Source organism: Nocardia sp. NPDC005978, from assembly GCF_040614455.1.
In the GTDB taxonomy this organism is placed as follows: Bacteria; Actinomycetota; Actinomycetes; order Mycobacteriales; family Mycobacteriaceae; genus Nocardia.
On the sequence record NZ_JBEXUS010000072.1, the window covers coordinates 11538 to 26764 of the forward strand.

A 15227-nucleotide genomic window follows, 5' to 3' on the forward strand; every position below is an offset into this window, starting at 1 on the left:
CCCGTCCGCGTCAGAGGGCGGCGAGGTCGCCCGAGTGATCCAGCGCGGTGATGATGTCCGCGCGCAGGGCGGTGCGATCGGCGCCGAGTTCGCGCGGGTTCGGGACGTCGAGCAGGGCGCGCAGCGGCTCCCCCGCCCGGCCGAGCACCGCCACCCGGTCGCCCAGCAGCAGCGCCTCGTCCACGTCGTGGGTGACGAAGACGATGGTGGTCGGATGCGTCCGCCAGGTGTCGATCAGCAGGCGCTGCATGGTGGCGCGGGTCTGGGTGTCCAGCGCGCCGAAGGGTTCGTCCATGAGCACCGCGCGCGGTGCCCCGGCCAGCCCGCGGGCCAGTTGCACGCGCTGGCGCATGCCGCCGGACAGGCTCTTGGGCAGGTAGTCGGCGAAACCGGTGAGCCCGATCTCCTCGATCCAGCGCTCGGCCAGTGCGCGGCGGCCGGCCCGGGGCTCGCCCCGGAGTTTCAGCGCCAGTTCGACATTGGCGCGGACCGTGCGCCACGGCAGCAGCGCGTTGTCCTGGAAGACGACGGCCCGGTCGCGGTTGGTGCCGGTCACGGCGACGCCGTCGGCGAGCACCCGGCCCGAATCGGGGCGCAGCAGCCCGGCCAGGGCGCGCAGCACCGTGGACTTCCCGCAGCCGGACGGACCGGTGAGGATCAGGATCTCGCCGGGGTGGACGTCGAGGGTCAGATCGGTGATCACCGGCGCGCCGGTGTAGGACAGGTCGATCCCGTCCGCTCGCAAACTCATTCCCGTGCCGGTCATTTCGCCACCTCCTGCACGCGCGGCAGCCAGTGCGTCACGCGCCGGCCGATGAGTTCCACCGCGGCCGAGGTGCCGTACCCCAGCACGCCGATGGTGATGATCCCGACGAAGACGCCCGGGTAGTCGACGATCGTGTACGCCTGCCAGGTGCGGTAGCCGACGCCCAGCCGCCCGGAGATCATCTCGGCGGACACCACGCAGATCCAGGCGACGCCGATGCCCACGGACAGGCCGCTGAAGACGCCGGGCAGGCTGCCCGGCAGCACCACCCGCAGCAGCACGTCCCAGCGGCTGCCGCCGAGCGTGCGCACCGAGTCCTCCCACAGCGTGGGCAGGGCGCGCACCGCGTGCCGGGTGGACACCATGACCGGGAAGAACGCGGCGAAGAAGGTGATGAACACGATCCCGGCCTCGTCCTCGGGGAAGAGCAGGATCGCCACCGGCACCACCGCGATGGCCGGAATCGGCCGCGCCAGTTCGGTGATGGGTCCGACGGTGTCGGCGAACCAGCGCGAACGCCCCAGCGCCACACCGGTCAGCACGCCCAGCACCGCCGCCAGCCCGAACCCGGTGAGGATGCGGATCAGCGACTGGCCGAGGTCGAGATAGAACGTCTCGGTCCCCAGCTGATGCCGGAAGGCCCGCACGATCTCGGTGACGGTCGGCAGCGTGTCGAACCGCACCCACAGTCGAATGTCGTTGGCGGTCAAGAACTGCCAGGCCCCGACCGCGACGAGCACGGAGGTCAGCCGGACCACGCGGGAGCGCCAGGTCGTGAAGTCCCGGCGGGGCCGGGTGACCCGCACCGCCGGTTCGACGGTGGATTGCCCGAGCACCGGTGTGATCGTGCCGGTACTCATCGGCTGTCCCCACGGTGCGCTCGGCCGCGGCGGAGATCACGCTGCGGGGCGCTCATGATCGAACCTCGTTCACAGCCTGGTCGTAGGCGACCGTCGCGGCGGAGGGGTGGGCGGTCAGGTAGCGCTGGGCGGCGGCCACCGTGGTGAAGGGCAGGTAGCGCTCGCCGTCGCGGACCCACAGGGCCTTGTCGGCGAACCAGCGGGTGCCGAGCTCGGAGTCGGGGATGTAGGCCGCGCGGATCGTCTTGCCCTGGGCGCGAGCCTGTTTGATGGCGCGCAGCAGCGCGGTGGGGTCCGAGACCGGCTGGGTGACGTTCTGACCGGCGAACCAGATCTCGCCGGCCAGGGCCGGGTTCTCCGCGGGCTTGCCGCTGACCGGGTCGTTGCCCTTGACCGGCGCCGGGTTGGCACTGTTCGCCACTTCGGCGGCATAGTCGCGACCCGCGTCGGCGAAAGCCTTCTGCAGCGGCGCACGTTCGACGAAGGCGTCGATGTCCAGTTCCGCGAAGTCGCCGATCGACTTCAGGTACTGCACGTCATCCTTGAACGCCGCGAGCAGGCTCGGCTTCAGCGTGGTGTCGAAGGAGGTTCCGCCCGGCCCGTTGTAGAGGTACACGACCTCCTGTGCCAGTCCGGAGTTCTCGGCGACGAGGCGCGCCGCTTCCAGGGGCTCGGTGTGGATGAAGTCGGTCGCGTCCAGCTGTGCGCGCAGGAAGGCATCGAGTACCTCGGGATGGTTCTTGGCGTAGTCACGACGGGCCACCACACCGTGGAAGGTGGGCACGTTCAGTTCGGCGCCGTCGTACAGGAGTTTGGCCTTGTTCTGAAAGACGAGCAGCCCGGGCCAGGCCACGAACTGCGACAGCCCGGCCACCTGACCGGATTCGAGCGCGGACGCGCCCACCTGCGGCTGCTGATTGAGCACCTCGACGCCGGTCTTGGGGTCGATGCCCGCCCGGGTCAGCGCCTGCACCAGGGTGCCGTGGCCCGCGGATCCCACACTCGCCGAAACCTTCTGTCCCGCGAGGTCGTTGATGGTGCGCGCGGGGGAATCCGGAGCCACCACCACCATGTTCAGCGCGCCCTTGGGGTTGTAGCCGGTGATGGACACCAGCTCGGTGCGCGAACGCTCGTTGGCCTGCGTCCGGGAGCCGTTGATCAGCAACGGGTAGTCACCCATCGAGCCGATGTCGATCTTCTCGGCCACCATCTGCGCGGTGATCGGCGCACCGGTGTCGTAGTCCTGCCACTCCACCTGGTACTTCGGCCCGCCCTTGGCGGTGAGGTCGTTCAGGCGCTGCTCCAGGAAGCCCTTGGCCTTCAACAGGGTTCCGGCGGTGACGGTGTTGATGGTCTTGGACTGGTAGCCGACGACGAGCTTGACGGTGTCGCCGCTCGCGGTCTCCTCGAGCGAGCAGCCGGTGACGGTGAGCGACAGGGCCGCGGCGAGCGCGAGGGCGGCGAGGCGGGCGGGGCGGAACTTCACGGTGAATCCTTCAGCGGAGCAGGTAGGGCATGTTGACGGTGACGGCGCCGGTGGGACAGCGCGCGGCGCACGGGCCGCAGTACCAGCACTCGTCCACGTGCATGAAGGCCTTGCCGTTCTCGGGATTGATCGCCAGCGAATCGAGCGGGCAGATCTCCACGCAGAGCGTGCAGCCCTGAATGCACAGGGATTCGTCGATGGTCACCGGGACATCCGCCCGCTGGTTGACCAGGGCCATTCAGATCAGCCTCCAATCGGTGCGCTCCGGCGGCCGGATGAGGCTGCCGCGCATGGTGATCCGGTCGCCGCGCATCCGGATGTATTCGAGGTCGACCGGGCGGCCGTCCTCGAGTTTGGTGAGGCGCTCGAGCAGCAGCAGCGCGCCGCCCTCGGGCAGTTGCAGGGTCGCGGCCGAATGGGCGTCCGCGGTGATGGCCTCCAGGGCCAGGTCGGCCGAGCCGAGCGGCCCGCCGCTGATCTGCTCGATGAGCGCGAACACGTCGTTCGTCTCCAGATCACGGGTGAGGACCTGCTCGCCGATGTCGGGCGCCAGGTAGGTCAGGTCCAGGCTCAGCGGCAGATCGCCGAAGTACCGAAGGCGTTCTATATAGACGGCCTGCTGCCCGGGTTCGAGCCGCAGCCGCCGGGCGACGGCCGGCGGTGGTGTCACCAGGTGCGCGGCGCGCACCTCGTTGTGCACCTCGCCCTGTCCGCGCAGGGTTTCCTTCAGCCCGAGCAGGGCGTCGAGCCCGTGATCGTATTTGCGGCGCGCGACGTGCGTGCCGATCTTGGGCGCGCGCTCGATGAGTCCCTCGTCCTTGAGCAGGGCGAGCGCGTCCCGAACCGTATTGCGGGAGACCGTGAACTCGGCGGCCAGTTCCTGCTCGGTCGGCAGCGAGCTCTCGAAGGCGTCCGCGTGGATCTGCTGCCGGAGGATATCCGCCACCTGGCGAGCGCGATCGGCCCGGCGGATCGGGGTGCGCAAGGGGGTCGGTTCTGCGGGCACTGTGTTCTCCTTTCCGCCATTGACCTGCGGTTTCGAACTGTAATGGCGAGCCGGGTGCGCACCCGCGCACCAAGATCGGATAGCGCGGTGCGGTCGCGGCAATGCGCCGGTTCGCCCCCGGGCCGGCACCCGCACGGCCTGCCGATTCCCGGGCCGCCGCGGGTATTGCGCCACCCCGCCGAGCTGCGGCGCGGCTTGCAATCACGCTGATCGGAATGCGTGTGCTCGGGTACGGCGCGGAGTGAGCTGGGTTCGACGGTCGCGTCTCGAGATGTGGGAGGGCCGGCCGGCGCGGCAGTGTTGTCGATCACGCCGCGGGTGTATTCCGCCATCCGGGTCTCGAATCGGCAAACATCAACGGCCGCAAATTATTCGGCGCGAAGGGAGCTTGCTCGGAGGGTTTGCCGCGAGAAGCGTTCGGCACGCTCGGGTGGCCGGGCGGCCCGAACGCGTCTTCCTTTCAGCTCGAGCGGAGTGTTAACTTGATTTCATGTCCGCCACCCCTGCCCTCGTCGCACGAGTCACGTACGTGACCGTCGCGCTGGGTGTGCGGCTGCCGCGCCAGCGGGAACTGTGTTGTCCCCGCACCTGCGCAGCCGAGCTCTGATCTCTCCGATTCGTTCGAATTCGGGTCTGTTCGCTGCATCGCTGACTATCTCCATCTAGGCATCAGTCCCCCCGTAGTCACGGCACGGGACCGCAGCAAGGACTCAGAATCATGTCCAGCCCCACGCTCGAACGCACCCTTTCCACCACCAAGACCGCCGCGGCCACCGCGCGGCTGGCCCCGGCCCGCCCCGCGGTTCCGCCGGAGCTGCGCATCACCGACAACCCCGCGGCCGCCGTACTCCGGGCCGCCGCCCGCGGCCCCATCTTCCGCGACATCGCCGCGCAGGCAACGGGTCTGAGCATCGCGACCGTGAATCGCCAAGTCTCCGCGCTGCTTACGGCGGGTCTGTTGCGGGAACGCGCCGATCTCACCGCCTCCGGCGCGGTCGGCCGTCCCCGCGTGCCCTTCGAGGTCGACACCGATTCGTACGTGACCGTCGGCGTGCACATCGGCGCCAGCGTGACCCGCATCGTGGCCGCCGACCTGTCCGGCCGCATTCTCGGCGGACTCGAAATCGCCACGCCCCAAACGGGTCAGGACGCCGCGCTGACCATAGTGGCCCGCAGCGCCAAGGCCTTCCTGGATCGCCTGCCGCGCCGTCGCCCGCTGTGGACCGGGGTGGCGCTGGCCGGTCGCGTCGATCCGGCCGCCGGCGTCGTCGATCATCCGCGCCTGGGCTGGCAGGCCGCCCCGGTGGCCGCGGTCTTCAGCAGCGTGCTGGACCTGCCGGTCTCGGTCTCCGCGCACGTGGAGGCCATGGCCGCCTCGGAACTGCTGCTGGCCAACCGCGAACCGGGCGAGGGCCCGCGGCCCGGCAGCAGCCTGTACATCTACGCCCGGGAGACCGCGGGCATCGCGGTGACCCTGCACGATCGGGTGCACACCCCCGCCAACGGCCCCGGCTCCATCGCACACCTGCCCACCGGCTCGGACGCCGATTGCACCTGCGGCCGGCGCGGTTGCTTGGAGGCGACCATCGGTGAGCGCTTCTTCCTGGAGCGCGCGGTGCGCCGCGGCGTACTGCCCAAGCCGGAGGCCACCCGCCGCCCGGCGATCACCGACCTGTACCGGGCCGCGGACGCGGGCAACACCACGGCCCGCGATCTGCTGCTCGAGCGCGCCGACATCCTCGGCCGCACCGCGGCGCTGGTCCGCGACATGTTCAACCCGGATCGCGTGGTGCTGGGCGGTCAGGCCTTCACCGGCTACCGGCCCGGAATGGAGCGCGTGGCACAGGCTTTCGCCGAGAGCACCACGCTGCCCGCCGCGGATCTGCGCATCAGCCGCTTCGGCGGCCGGGTGCAGGAGTTCGCGGCCGCGGTGACCTCGCTCAGCGTGTTCTACGCCGATCCGGTCTCGGCCATGCGGCGCGCCACCCGCACCGCGCGCTGAATTCCTGACGTACGACGACGGTTCGGCCTCGCGGACGCGAGGCCGAACTTCGTTGTATCCCGTTGCTCCGCAACGGATTCAGCAGTGACCCGGTACCCCCGAGAACACCGCGGTGGGCTGCCGCCGACGGAAGTGCGGGTGCACTATCGCCGGCGGCGCTGCGGCGCATCACCGCCGACGGGCACAGGGGCGCGCTACAGCCCACGGGCACAGGAGCGGGCTACTGCCGACGGGCACAGGAGCGGGCTACTGCCGACGGGCACAGCGGCGCGCTGATCGCACAGCGTTGCGCCGTAGCCGATCTCGCGGTGGCGCACCGCCGCCGATGTCGACCCACGCCGATGTCACACCGGAGGCGGGCCCGGACGGTCCACGGTCCGGGCCCGGCCCCGGGCACGGCTGCGCGAGGCCCTGTCGCGCAGCCGTTCTCACCTCGCTCGCGCTGGAGTCCCCTTCCCCGAGAGCGAGGTGAGAGCTTCTAGGCCGCCCTGACGTGGTTCAGCCCCCACTCGCGCGCCAGCAGGCGGTGCGAGGTGAGCCGATCCTCGTGGCGGTGGGTGACGCTGGTGATGACGAGTTCGTCCGCGCCGGTGAACTCGCGCAACGCGTCCAGGCGCGCGGCGACCGTGGCGGGCGAGCCCACGAACTGGGTGGCGACGCGGTCGCCGACCAGCCGGAGCTGATGATCCGACAGCGGTGGCGCGGTCGCCGGATCGAGATATTCGGCCGCGCCCGCACCGCTGCGAATGCTGTAGACCCAGTGCGGATACGTGGAGGCCAGGTGCCGCGCGGTGTCGTCGTCCTCCGCGACCACGACATCGGCCGAAACCACCACGTACGGACGGGGATAGCGGTCCGATGGCCGGAAGGCCGCGCGATAGGCCTGCACGGTCTCCACGATGGTGCCGGGCGAGACGTGGTAGTTCGCGGCGAACGGCAGGCCCAATTCCCCGGCCAGTTGCGCGCTTTCACCGCCACTGCTGCCGAACAGCCACAGCTGCACATCCGCGCCCTCGCCGGGGACAGCGCGCAGGTGCACGCCGTCGCTGCCGGTGTAGTGACCGGTCAGCAGATCGCGGATCTGCTGCACCTGCTCGCTGTAGGGCAGCGGCTGCGCACCGGGTAGGTGCAGCGCCTCCAGACCCGCGGCGATCCGGCTGGTATCCAGCAGCTGCCCCGGAATGAAGGGCGGCGGGATCACCACGCCGTCGCGAACCTCGGTGCGCCGGTCCGGATTCGGCACCGGCGGTACGCCCGCGGAACGCAGCTGGTCACCGCGATGGCCCGACCGGCCCAGCCCCAGGTCCAGCCGGCCGGGGTGCAGCGCGTCGACGGTGCCGAACGCCTCCACCACCGCCGCGCTGGTGTGATGCCCCAGCAGCACGGCCGCCGTCCCGACCCGGATGGACTCGGTCGCCGCGGCGATCAGCGCGATGAGGGTGGTCGGTGCGGAGCTGGCCACCGCGACGAAATGGTGCTCGGCGATCCAATACCGGTGGTAGCCCCAGCGTTCGGCGTTGCGGGCCAGATCGATGGTGTTGCGCAGCGCCTGGCGGGCGTCGGATCCGGCACTGATCGGCGCGAGATCCAGGACGGACAGCGGAACGCTCATGCCGCGCCCCCCGTTCCGTTCGCGGCGGACCCGATCCATCGGCTCCCGGCGCCCGGGCGCGACCCGCTCCCCCGGCGGCCGGCGCTCATGCGGGAATCCCCTTTCCCGGATCGCGCTCTCCCGCTTCGACATCCAGCGGCAGACGGTTCTGCGCCGGAGCGATCGGGCAGGTGGCGTAGTCGGTGAAGGCGCAGGGCAGATTGACCGTGCGGTTGAAGTCCAGCGTCAGGGTGCCGTCCGGCGCGGGGCGGGGAACGTCGAGACGGCGACCCCCGCCGTAGGTGGTGACGCCGCTGGTGCCGTCGGTGAAGAGCAGGTGCAGGCCGATGGTCTGGTTGCCGAACACGACGAGCCGGTGTTCGAGGCCGCCGAGCTCGAAGGTGACGGTGCCGGTGGCGACGTGGTGGTGTTCGAGACCGTCCACGACCGCGCCGGTGGTGACCACGCGCGCCACCTCGTACGGTTCGAAGCGGCCGAGCACCGTCCAGCGCGGATCGACCGGGTAGACCGGGATCTCGGTGAAGGTGGCCAGCGCCGGGGCGGCGGGGTCGTGCACCCGCAGCGCGTACTGCTTGGTGCGGCGAATGACCTCGATGACCCGGTCACCGGCTCGCACCTCCAGACCCGGCTTCCCCTCGCCCGGCGTCAACTCCAGCTCCCCGGCCAATTCGGCTCCGTCGAAACGCAATTCGTCGGCGACGGAAGCTCGCACGTAGACGTGGTCGCCCTCGGCGCGCCAGCGGCCGGGCAGGCCCTCGACGCTCTCCTCGGTCGCGCCGAGCCAGTGCAGCCCGGTCAGGCTGAGCCAGCCCAGCGGCTGCCGGGCCCACGCCGCGCGCTCCGCACGCCAGGTGAGGAACTGCTGTTCGAATTCGGTGACGGTTGCGGTCATGACGCGCGTACTCCTTCGGTGCCGAGATGGGGGTGGCGCAGACCGAGGTGGTCGCGCAGGGTGCTGCCGGTGTACTCGGTGCGGAAGCTGCCGAGTTCCTGGAGTTCGGGAACGACCTTGTCGACGAATTCGTCGAGGCCGGTGGGGGTCAGATGCGGAACGAGAACGAAACCGTCGGCGGCGTCGCGCTGCACGTGGTCGTCGATGGACAGCGCGACCTCGCGCGGGGTGCCGACGAACTGCTGGCGCGCGGTGGTCGCGATGATGAGTTCGCGAATGCTGAGGTTCTCGGCCTCGGCCTTGGCGCGCCACGCCTGCGCGACGGCCAGCGGGTCGCGGGCGTGCCGGACCCGGCCGCGAGTGATGTTCACGTTGTCGACCGGATCGATGTCGGGCAGCGGTCCGTCCGGGTCGTACGCCGACAGGTCCCGGCCCCACACCTGTTCCAGGAACGCGATCGCCGTCTGCGGGGTGACCTGGCCGCGTCGGATCACGCGGGCGTTCTCGGCCGCCTCCGCGGCGGTGTCGCCGAGCACGAATCCGGCGGCGGGCAGGATCTTCAGGTCCTCCCGGCGGCGGCCGTACTTGGCCAGCCGGTCCTTGACGTCCCGGTAGAAGCGCTGCCCGTCCTCGAGTTCCCCGTGCGCGCTGAAGATGACATCGGCCTTGGCGGCGGCGAATTCGCGGCCCTCGTCCGAATCGCCGGCCTGGATCTGCACCGGGTAGCCCTGTGGACTGCGCGGCAGCGCGAACTCACCCTCGATGTCGAATTGCTCGCTGCCGAACCGGACCGTGACCGGGGGCGGGGCGAAGATCCCGCGCTCGCGATCCACCGTCGGCGCGGGGGCGGGCGGGCTGTCCCACAGCGCCCGGGTGGCCTCGACGACCTCGGCGGCGCGGGTGTAGCGCTTGGCGTGCTCCAGGTAGCCGCCGCGCCGGAAGTTCTCGCCGGTGAACGCGTCGGAGGAGGTGACCGCGTTCCAGGCCGCGCGCCCGCCCGAGAGATGGTCGAGCGAGGCGAATTGCCGTGCCAGCTCGAAGGGTTCGTTGTAGGTGGTGTTGATGGTGCCCGCGAGCCCGAGGTGGGTGGTGACCGCCGCGAGGGCGTTGAGCACGGTGAAGGTGTCGGGGCGGCCGACCACGTCCAGGTCGTGGATCCGGTCCAGGTGCTCGCGCAGCCGCAGACCCTCGGCGAGGAAGAAGAAGTCGAACTTACCCCGCTCGGCGGTGCGCGCCAGGTGCACGAAGTTCTCGAAGTCGATCTGACTGCCCGAGCGCGGATCGGTCCACACGGTGTTGTGGTTGACGCCCGGGAAGTGCGCGGCGAGGTGAATCTGCTTGCGTATCAGCTGTTCCGGCATGGCTCTCCTCAGGCGGTGGCGTAGCGGTTGGCGGGGCGCGGCAGGCCGAGCCTGCCGCGCAGGCCGGGGACGAGCGCGTCCGGCGTCGCGTTGCCGGGGGTGGGCGGGGTGATCAGCGGCAGGTGCTCGAGCACGGCGGGGAGCGCCAGCGGCCGGAGCACCACACCGTCAGCGGCACAGTCGATCTCGACCTGGCGCAGCAGTTCGTTCAGTTCGGCGGCGGTGCCGATGTGGAACACGGTGGCGGGCGCGGGCGTGGCGAACCAGTCCTCGAGTTCGGCGACCTCGCCGGCCGCCGCGTCGGCGGTGCCCGCGAGATGAATGTCTATGTCCAGCAGCACGCGCAGCTGCTGTGGGTCCCGGCCCGCGGCGGCCGCCGCGGTGCGGAGTTCGGTGCGCACGGCCGCGGCGGTGGCGAGATCGGCCGCGGCGATCCGCACGATGTCCGCGCGATGCACCGCCACCCGGGCGGCGGGGGTATCGGCGGCCCGCACGGCGACCAGGGGCTGTCCCTGCGGCGGGCGCGGGGTGATGGAGGGGCCCTTCACGGAGAAGTTGTCCCCCGCGAAGTCGATGTAGTGCAGCTTGTCGCGGTCGATGAAGCGGCCGGTCGGAGCGTCGCGGATCTCGGCGTCGTCCTCCCAGCTGTCCCAGAGCCTGCGCACCACCTCGATCGCCTCGTCGGCCTCGTGCCAGCGGTCCCGCGCGTCCTGTTCGGGCTTGCGGCCGAACAGTTTCGCCTCGCCGTCCCCGGCGACCGTCACCTCCCAGCCCGCCCGGCCCAGGCTCGCGAAGTCGAGGCTCGCAACGGCTTTGGAGAGGTGAAACGGCTCGGTATGGGTGACCGGAGCCTGCGGCAGCAGCCCGATGCGCTCGGTGACCGCCGCGACCCGGGCGGCGATGGCGACGGCGTCGAGCCCGCCGAGCACCCCGGCGTCCGGCTGACCGGTCGCGCCCGGTTCGATCCGGCCGCTGCCGGTCCGCACCGCGTACGAGTCGGAGATGAAGGCGAGGTCGATGCCCGCGCTGTCGGCCGCGCGCAGCGCGTCCACCCAGTAGCCGGGGGTGAACAGTTCTTCCGCGCGGGAGTCCGCGCGCCGCCAGGAGGCCGGGTGCGTGCCGGTTCCGGAGAGTTCCAGGCCGAGCAGCAGCGGGGTGAATCGCGGCATCATGCCGTCCTTTCGATGGTGGCGGTCGAGACGCCGGAATCCCCCGGCGGGCGAGCGGATGCGGCGGCGGTGAGCCCGCGGGCGCGGGCGGGCGCGCGGGGCACCGCGGCGAGCAGTTCGCGGGTGTACTCGTGCTGTGGCGCCGCGAACAGCTCCGCGGTGGCGGCTGTTTCGACGATCCGGCCCGAGCGCATGACGGCGACCCGGTGCGCGAGGCGGCGCACCACCGCCAGATCGTGCGAGATGAACAGGTAGGACAGCTCCAGCTCGGTGCGCAGCTGCTCGAGGAGCTCGAGGATCTGGGCCTGCACCGAGACGTCCAGGGCGGAGACCGGTTCGTCGAGCACCAGCAGTTCCGGGCGCAGCGCCAGGGCGCGGGCGATGGCGACGCGCTGACGCTGGCCGCCGGAGAGTTCGGCGGGCTTGCGAGCGGCGTAGTCCGCGGGCAGGGCCACCTGATCGAGCAGTTCGGTCACGGCGGCGCCCCGCCCGGCGCGGTCGCCGACGCCGAAGGCCTGCAACGGTTCCGCGATGATGCGGCCGACACTGAGCTTGGGATTCAGTGAGACGTAGGGGTTCTGGTAGACGACCTGGATGCGCCTGCGCAGGTCGCGCAGGGGTGCGCCGCGCAGGTCGGCGATGTCCCGGCCGTCGAAGGTGACCGACCCGGCGTCGGGGGTGTCCAGGCGGGCGATCAGGCGCGCGGTGGTCGACTTCCCGGAGCCGGATTCGCCGACCACGGCGAGGGTTTCGCCGCGCGCGACGGTGAGCGAGACGTCGTCCACGGCGGTGAGCGCGACCCCGCGTGCGATCGTGAAAGACCTGCGCAACCCGGTCGCCACCAGCAGCGGGGGCCCCTCTCCGACTGGCGGTTCGCCGGTAGGGGCCGTCCCGGACCGCACCGATCGTGGAGCGGGAGCGCCGTATTCGGTGGCGAGCGGCGGTTCGGCGGCGGCCACCGGCCCGGTGGTCACCCGCGGTGCCTCGGCCGTCGGTTGCGGCTCCTCGGCCGACGACTCCGGAGTGCGCGACTCCGGAGTCACGGACTCGGCCCCCGGCTCGGCAAAACGGGCCGGACCGACACCGGCCGGATCCAGGCCCGGCGCGGCGGCGATCAGCCGGCGCGTGTACTCGTGCCGCGGGTCGGCGAGGACCGTTGCGGTGTCGCCGACCTCGACGATCCGGCCCCGGCGCATGACCGCGATCCGGTCGGCGCGTTCGGCCGCCACGCCCAGATCGTGGGTGATGAGCAGGACCGAGGTGCCCGACTCCCGCGTGCGCTCGGCCAGGTGATCCAGGATCCGGCGCTGCACGGTCACGTCCAGGGCGCTGGTCGGCTCATCGGCGATGACCAGTTCCGGGGTGCACGCCAGCGCGATGCCGATCAGCACCCGCTGGCGCTGGCCGCCGGACAGATCCTGCGGATACTGGCGAGCGCGCACCTCGGGCCGGTCCAGGCCCGCCTGCTCCAGAATGCGAACGGCCTCCAGCCCCGCCGTGCGCCGCCCCGCACGGCCGTGGATGCGCAGCACCTCCGCGATCTGGTCGCCGATGCGCAGCACCGGGTTCAGCGAGGTGCCCGGATCCTGCGGCACCAGCCCGATACGCGCCCCGCGAATCTTCTGCAGCGCCCGCTGCCCGGCCCGATCGAGGCGCTCACCCGCGAAATCTATTTCGCCGCCGGTGATCTCACCGCCGCCGAGCAGGCCGATCACCGCGTGCGCGAGCGTGGACTTGCCCGAGCCGGACTCCCCCACCAGCGCCAGGGTCTCCCCGCGCTCGACGCGCAGTGCGACGTCCCGCACGGCGGCGGTGGTTCCGGTGCTGCCGCGGTACTCCACGCGCAGTCCCTCGATCCGCAGCAGTGGCGCGCTCATCGGCTGTTGTCCCGGCTGATCGCGCGGGCAATCCGCTGGGTGGACAGGACCAGGGCGATGATCACCAGCCCCGGCAGGGTGGTGAGCCACCAGGCCGTGGCCAGGAAGTTCCGGCCCTCGGCGATGAGCGAACCCCACTCCGGGGTGGGCGGAACCGCGCCGTAGCCCAGGAAACTCAGCGCGGCGATGGCCAGTACCGCCACCCCGAACTCGATGGCGGCCAGCGCGGCCACCGGCCCGTAGGCGTTGCGCAGCACGTGCCGGAAGAGCACGGTGTGCCAGCGCACCCCCGAGGCGAACGCGGCCTCCACGTACGGGGCGCGGCGCACCCGCAGCACCTCGGCGCGCATGACCCTGGCGAATCGCGCGACCAGCGCGATGCCGACCGCGATGGCCACGTTGCGGGTGCCCGCGCCCAGCACGGTGACCGCGGCCAGCGAGAGCAGCAGTTCCGGAATCGACAGCAGCACATCGATGATGCGCGAGAGCACCGTGTCCACGATCCCGCCCGCTGCGCCCGCCACCAGGCCGATGAGCCCGCCGACGACGAGTCCGAGCAGGACCGCGAAGACCGTGGCGGTCAGCGACAGCGCCGCCGCGTGCACGACGCGGGTGTACAGATCCCGGCCGAGATTGTCCGTCCCGAACCAGTGTTCGGCGCCGGGCGCCTGGAACTTCTGCGCGGGCACGCCGGTCAGCGGGTCGCCGCCGGCGAACAGACCGGGCACGAGCGCCCAGCCCAGGACCAGCAGGACGACCGCGGCCGCGAGCACCAGCCCCAGGTTGCCGCGCAACGCGCCGAACCACGAGCCGGGCGACAGGCGCGCCCCCGCCCGTGCTCGGCCCGCACCGGCGGCAGTTCCGGCGTCGCCGTCCACCGGGTCGATGCCGGGTACCCGGTCAGAGACGGAACCGGTCCCGGGCGCCGGAGCGGCCGCGGGTGCGGCGAGCCCGGCGGCGGTCGAATCTCGGTCGGATGCAGCGCTCTTCGCGGGACCGGCGGCCTTGAACAGCGCGAGGGCGTCAGTCATCGACGATCGCCCAGTCCGTGTACCAGTACCTCATGCCGGTGTCGACCAGTGCGTGCGACAGCAACAGGACGCGGCGGCGCGAGCGGAAACCCGCGTCCGCGCCACCCGGTGCGCCCCGCAAGCGCGAACGCAGCCGGGTCACCGCCGCGCGCAGCGGGCGGGCCGCCGGCAGCGCGGGAATCACGAAGGTGCTGAATCCGGGATCAGGCATGGGCGCGCTCCTTGCTCGAACGGTGCTGGACCACACGGGGATCCAGCAGCGGGAGAATGAGGTCGATGAGCAGGTTCACGCTCACGAAGACCAGGGCGGCGAAGGTGACGATGCCCTGCACCACCGGAATGTCCTGCATGAGAACGGCTTCCTGGGTGAGCCGCCCGATGCCGGTGCGCGCGAAGACCGTTTCCACCACCACCGAACCGGCCAGCACCGTGCCCACCCACAGGCCCGAGACCGTCAGCGCGGGCCCGGCGGCTGGACGCAGGACGTGACGCAGCTGCACCCACCAGCGCGAGGCCCCCTTCGCGAAGGCCACCTCCACGAAGGGCTGCCGCCAGGTGGTGACGAGGCTGGAGTACAGCACCTGGGCGATGACCGCGCCCACCGGAATGGCCAGGGTCAGCGCGGGCAGCACCGTCCCGCTGAAACCGGTCCCGCCGAACGCGGGCACCAGCCGCAGCTGGAACGAGAAGACCTGCAGCAGGATCAATCCCACCCAGAAGGTGGGCATGGACGCGCCCAGCGGGGGCAGGGCGGTCAGCAGCCCGCGCAGCCAGGGCCGGCGCGTGTAGGAGGCGGCCAGCGCCACGGCCGTGCCACCGAGCACCGCGAACAGCAGGGCGGTGCTCGCCAGCGCCAGCGTGGCGGGCAGCGCCTCACCGAGCGCTCCGGTCACCGACTGCCCGCTGCCGATGGAATGGCCGAGGTCGCCGCGCACGGCGTGTGAGATCGCGGTCCAGTACTGCTCCCAGACCGGCTGGTCCAGACCGTATCTGGTGCGGAGTTCGGCCAGCGCCGCCGCGTCGACCGGGGTGCCCGGGGTGGAGTTGGCGACCAGTTCCACCGGGTCCGAGGGCAGCAGGTACAGCACCACGAAGGACAGGCTGAAAGCCGCCCACAGTACCCCCGCCGCCTGCAGGATTCGCCCGATCACGTAGCGGCGCACGG

14 protein-coding genes are annotated in these 15227 nt (G+C 71.5%); 1 reads left to right on the forward strand and 13 read right to left on the reverse strand.

The genetic code is table 11. The annotated features are described in order from the left end of the window. Positions 1–10: 10 nt before the first annotated feature. From ABZ319_RS27270 to ABZ319_RS27290, 5 genes are read right to left on the reverse strand one after another with little or no spacing between them, the layout of a single operon-like run. Positions 11–766 carry an ABC transporter ATP-binding protein gene (locus ABZ319_RS27270; protein ID WP_354989344.1) on the reverse strand — a complete coding sequence of 252 codons (756 nt, stop codon included), beginning with the start codon at positions 764–766 and terminating at the stop codon, positions 11–13. After that, a complete protein-coding gene (locus ABZ319_RS27275; RefSeq protein ID WP_354989345.1) occupies positions 763–1626 on the reverse strand; it encodes an ABC transporter permease in 864 nt (287 codons plus the stop codon). Before ABZ319_RS27275 ends, ABZ319_RS27270 begins: the two co-directional genes overlap by 4 nt. A gap of 52 nt (positions 1627–1678) precedes the next feature. Further along, positions 1679–3112 (reverse strand): ABC transporter substrate-binding protein, encoded by a 1434-nt coding sequence (locus ABZ319_RS27280; protein WP_354989346.1) that lies wholly within the window; start codon positions 3110–3112, stop codon positions 1679–1681. 10 nt (positions 3113–3122) lie between these two features. Continuing rightward, the gene (locus tag ABZ319_RS27285) at positions 3123–3350 is read right to left on the reverse strand and encodes a ferredoxin family protein (protein ID WP_067574315.1); all 228 of its coding nucleotides are present in this window, start codon (positions 3348–3350) and stop codon (positions 3123–3125) included. Continuing rightward, positions 3351–4118, reverse strand: a complete 768-nt coding sequence (locus ABZ319_RS27290) for a GntR family transcriptional regulator (RefSeq protein WP_354989347.1) — start codon at positions 4116–4118, stop codon at positions 3351–3353. It lies immediately after the preceding gene. 718 nt (positions 4119–4836) lie between these two features. Here ABZ319_RS27290 and ABZ319_RS27295 point away from each other — a divergent pair. Beyond that, the gene (locus tag ABZ319_RS27295) at positions 4837–6120 is read left to right on the forward strand and encodes an ROK family protein (RefSeq protein ID WP_354989348.1); all 1284 of its coding nucleotides are present in this window, start codon (positions 4837–4839) and stop codon (positions 6118–6120) included. A 478-nt stretch (positions 6121–6598) separates the two neighbouring features. On the opposite strand, the gene ABZ319_RS27300 is transcribed toward ABZ319_RS27295, so the two are convergent. The 8 genes from ABZ319_RS27300 to ABZ319_RS27335 all read right to left on the reverse strand — a co-directional run bounded on the left by ABZ319_RS27300 (position 6599) and on the right by ABZ319_RS27335 (position 15225). Continuing rightward, on the reverse strand, positions 6599–7732 hold the full coding sequence (locus tag ABZ319_RS27300) for an LLM class flavin-dependent oxidoreductase (protein ID WP_354989349.1): 1134 nt from the start codon (positions 7730–7732) through the stop codon (positions 6599–6601). 85 nt (positions 7733–7817) lie between these two features. Then, positions 7818–8624 (reverse strand): DUF1684 domain-containing protein, encoded by an 807-nt coding sequence (locus ABZ319_RS27305; RefSeq protein ID WP_354989350.1) that lies wholly within the window; start codon positions 8622–8624, stop codon positions 7818–7820. Continuing rightward, on the reverse strand, positions 8621–9985 hold the full coding sequence (locus ABZ319_RS27310; RefSeq protein WP_354989351.1) for an NtaA/DmoA family FMN-dependent monooxygenase: 1365 nt from the start codon (positions 9983–9985) through the stop codon (positions 8621–8623). Before ABZ319_RS27310 ends, ABZ319_RS27305 begins: the two co-directional genes overlap by 4 nt. A gap of 8 nt (positions 9986–9993) precedes the next feature. Next, entirely contained in the window at positions 9994–11154 is a 1161-nt protein-coding gene (locus ABZ319_RS27315) for an LLM class flavin-dependent oxidoreductase (protein WP_354989352.1), read from the reverse strand. Further along, a complete protein-coding gene (locus ABZ319_RS27320) occupies positions 11154–13031 on the reverse strand; it encodes an ABC transporter ATP-binding protein (RefSeq protein ID WP_354989353.1) in 1878 nt (625 codons plus the stop codon). Before ABZ319_RS27320 ends, ABZ319_RS27315 begins: the two co-directional genes overlap by 1 nt. Next, complete coding sequence (locus ABZ319_RS27325) at positions 13028–14062, reverse strand: ABC transporter permease (RefSeq protein ID WP_354989354.1); 1035 nt, start codon at positions 14060–14062, stop codon at positions 13028–13030. Before ABZ319_RS27325 ends, ABZ319_RS27320 begins: the two co-directional genes overlap by 4 nt. Further along, entirely contained in the window at positions 14055–14273 is a 219-nt protein-coding gene (locus ABZ319_RS27330; protein WP_354989355.1) for a hypothetical protein, read from the reverse strand. Before ABZ319_RS27330 ends, ABZ319_RS27325 begins: the two co-directional genes overlap by 8 nt. Further along, positions 14266–15225 carry an ABC transporter permease gene (locus tag ABZ319_RS27335; protein WP_354989356.1) on the reverse strand — a complete coding sequence of 320 codons (960 nt, stop codon included), beginning with the start codon at positions 15223–15225 and terminating at the stop codon, positions 14266–14268. Before ABZ319_RS27335 ends, ABZ319_RS27330 begins: the two co-directional genes overlap by 8 nt. Positions 15226–15227 lie beyond the last annotated feature (2 nt).

What these genes read in the sequence shown, in the direction of transcription:
- ABZ319_RS27310 (WP_354989351.1), bottom strand. Translation starts at nt 9,985, where the DNA reads ATGCCGGAACAGCTGATACGCAAGCAGATTCACCTCGCCGCGCACTTC.
- ABZ319_RS27285 (WP_067574315.1), bottom strand. Translation starts at nt 3,350, where the DNA reads ATGGCCCTGGTCAACCAGCGGGCGGATGTCCCGGTGACCATCGACGAA.
- ABZ319_RS27315 (WP_354989352.1), bottom strand. Translation starts at nt 11,154, where the DNA reads ATGCCGCGATTCACCCCGCTGCTGCTCGGCCTGGAACTCTCCGGAACC.
- ABZ319_RS27275 (WP_354989345.1), bottom strand. Translation starts at nt 1,626, where the DNA reads ATGAGTACCGGCACGATCACACCGGTGCTCGGGCAATCCACCGTCGAA.
- ABZ319_RS27270 (WP_354989344.1), bottom strand. Translation starts at nt 766, where the DNA reads ATGACCGGCACGGGAATGAGTTTGCGAGCGGACGGGATCGACCTGTCC.
- ABZ319_RS27320 (WP_354989353.1), bottom strand. Translation starts at nt 13,031, where the DNA reads ATGAGCGCGCCACTGCTGCGGATCGAGGGACTGCGCGTGGAGTACCGC.
- ABZ319_RS27300 (WP_354989349.1), bottom strand. Translation starts at nt 7,732, where the DNA reads ATGAGCGTTCCGCTGTCCGTCCTGGATCTCGCGCCGATCAGTGCCGGA.
- ABZ319_RS27325 (WP_354989354.1), bottom strand. Translation starts at nt 14,062, where the DNA reads ATGACTGACGCCCTCGCGCTGTTCAAGGCCGCCGGTCCCGCGAAGAGC.
- ABZ319_RS27330 (WP_354989355.1), bottom strand. Translation starts at nt 14,273, where the DNA reads ATGCCTGATCCCGGATTCAGCACCTTCGTGATTCCCGCGCTGCCGGCG.
- ABZ319_RS27305 (WP_354989350.1), bottom strand. Translation starts at nt 8,624, where the DNA reads ATGACCGCAACCGTCACCGAATTCGAACAGCAGTTCCTCACCTGGCGT.
- ABZ319_RS27295 (WP_354989348.1), top strand. Translation starts at nt 4,837, where the DNA reads ATGTCCAGCCCCACGCTCGAACGCACCCTTTCCACCACCAAGACCGCC.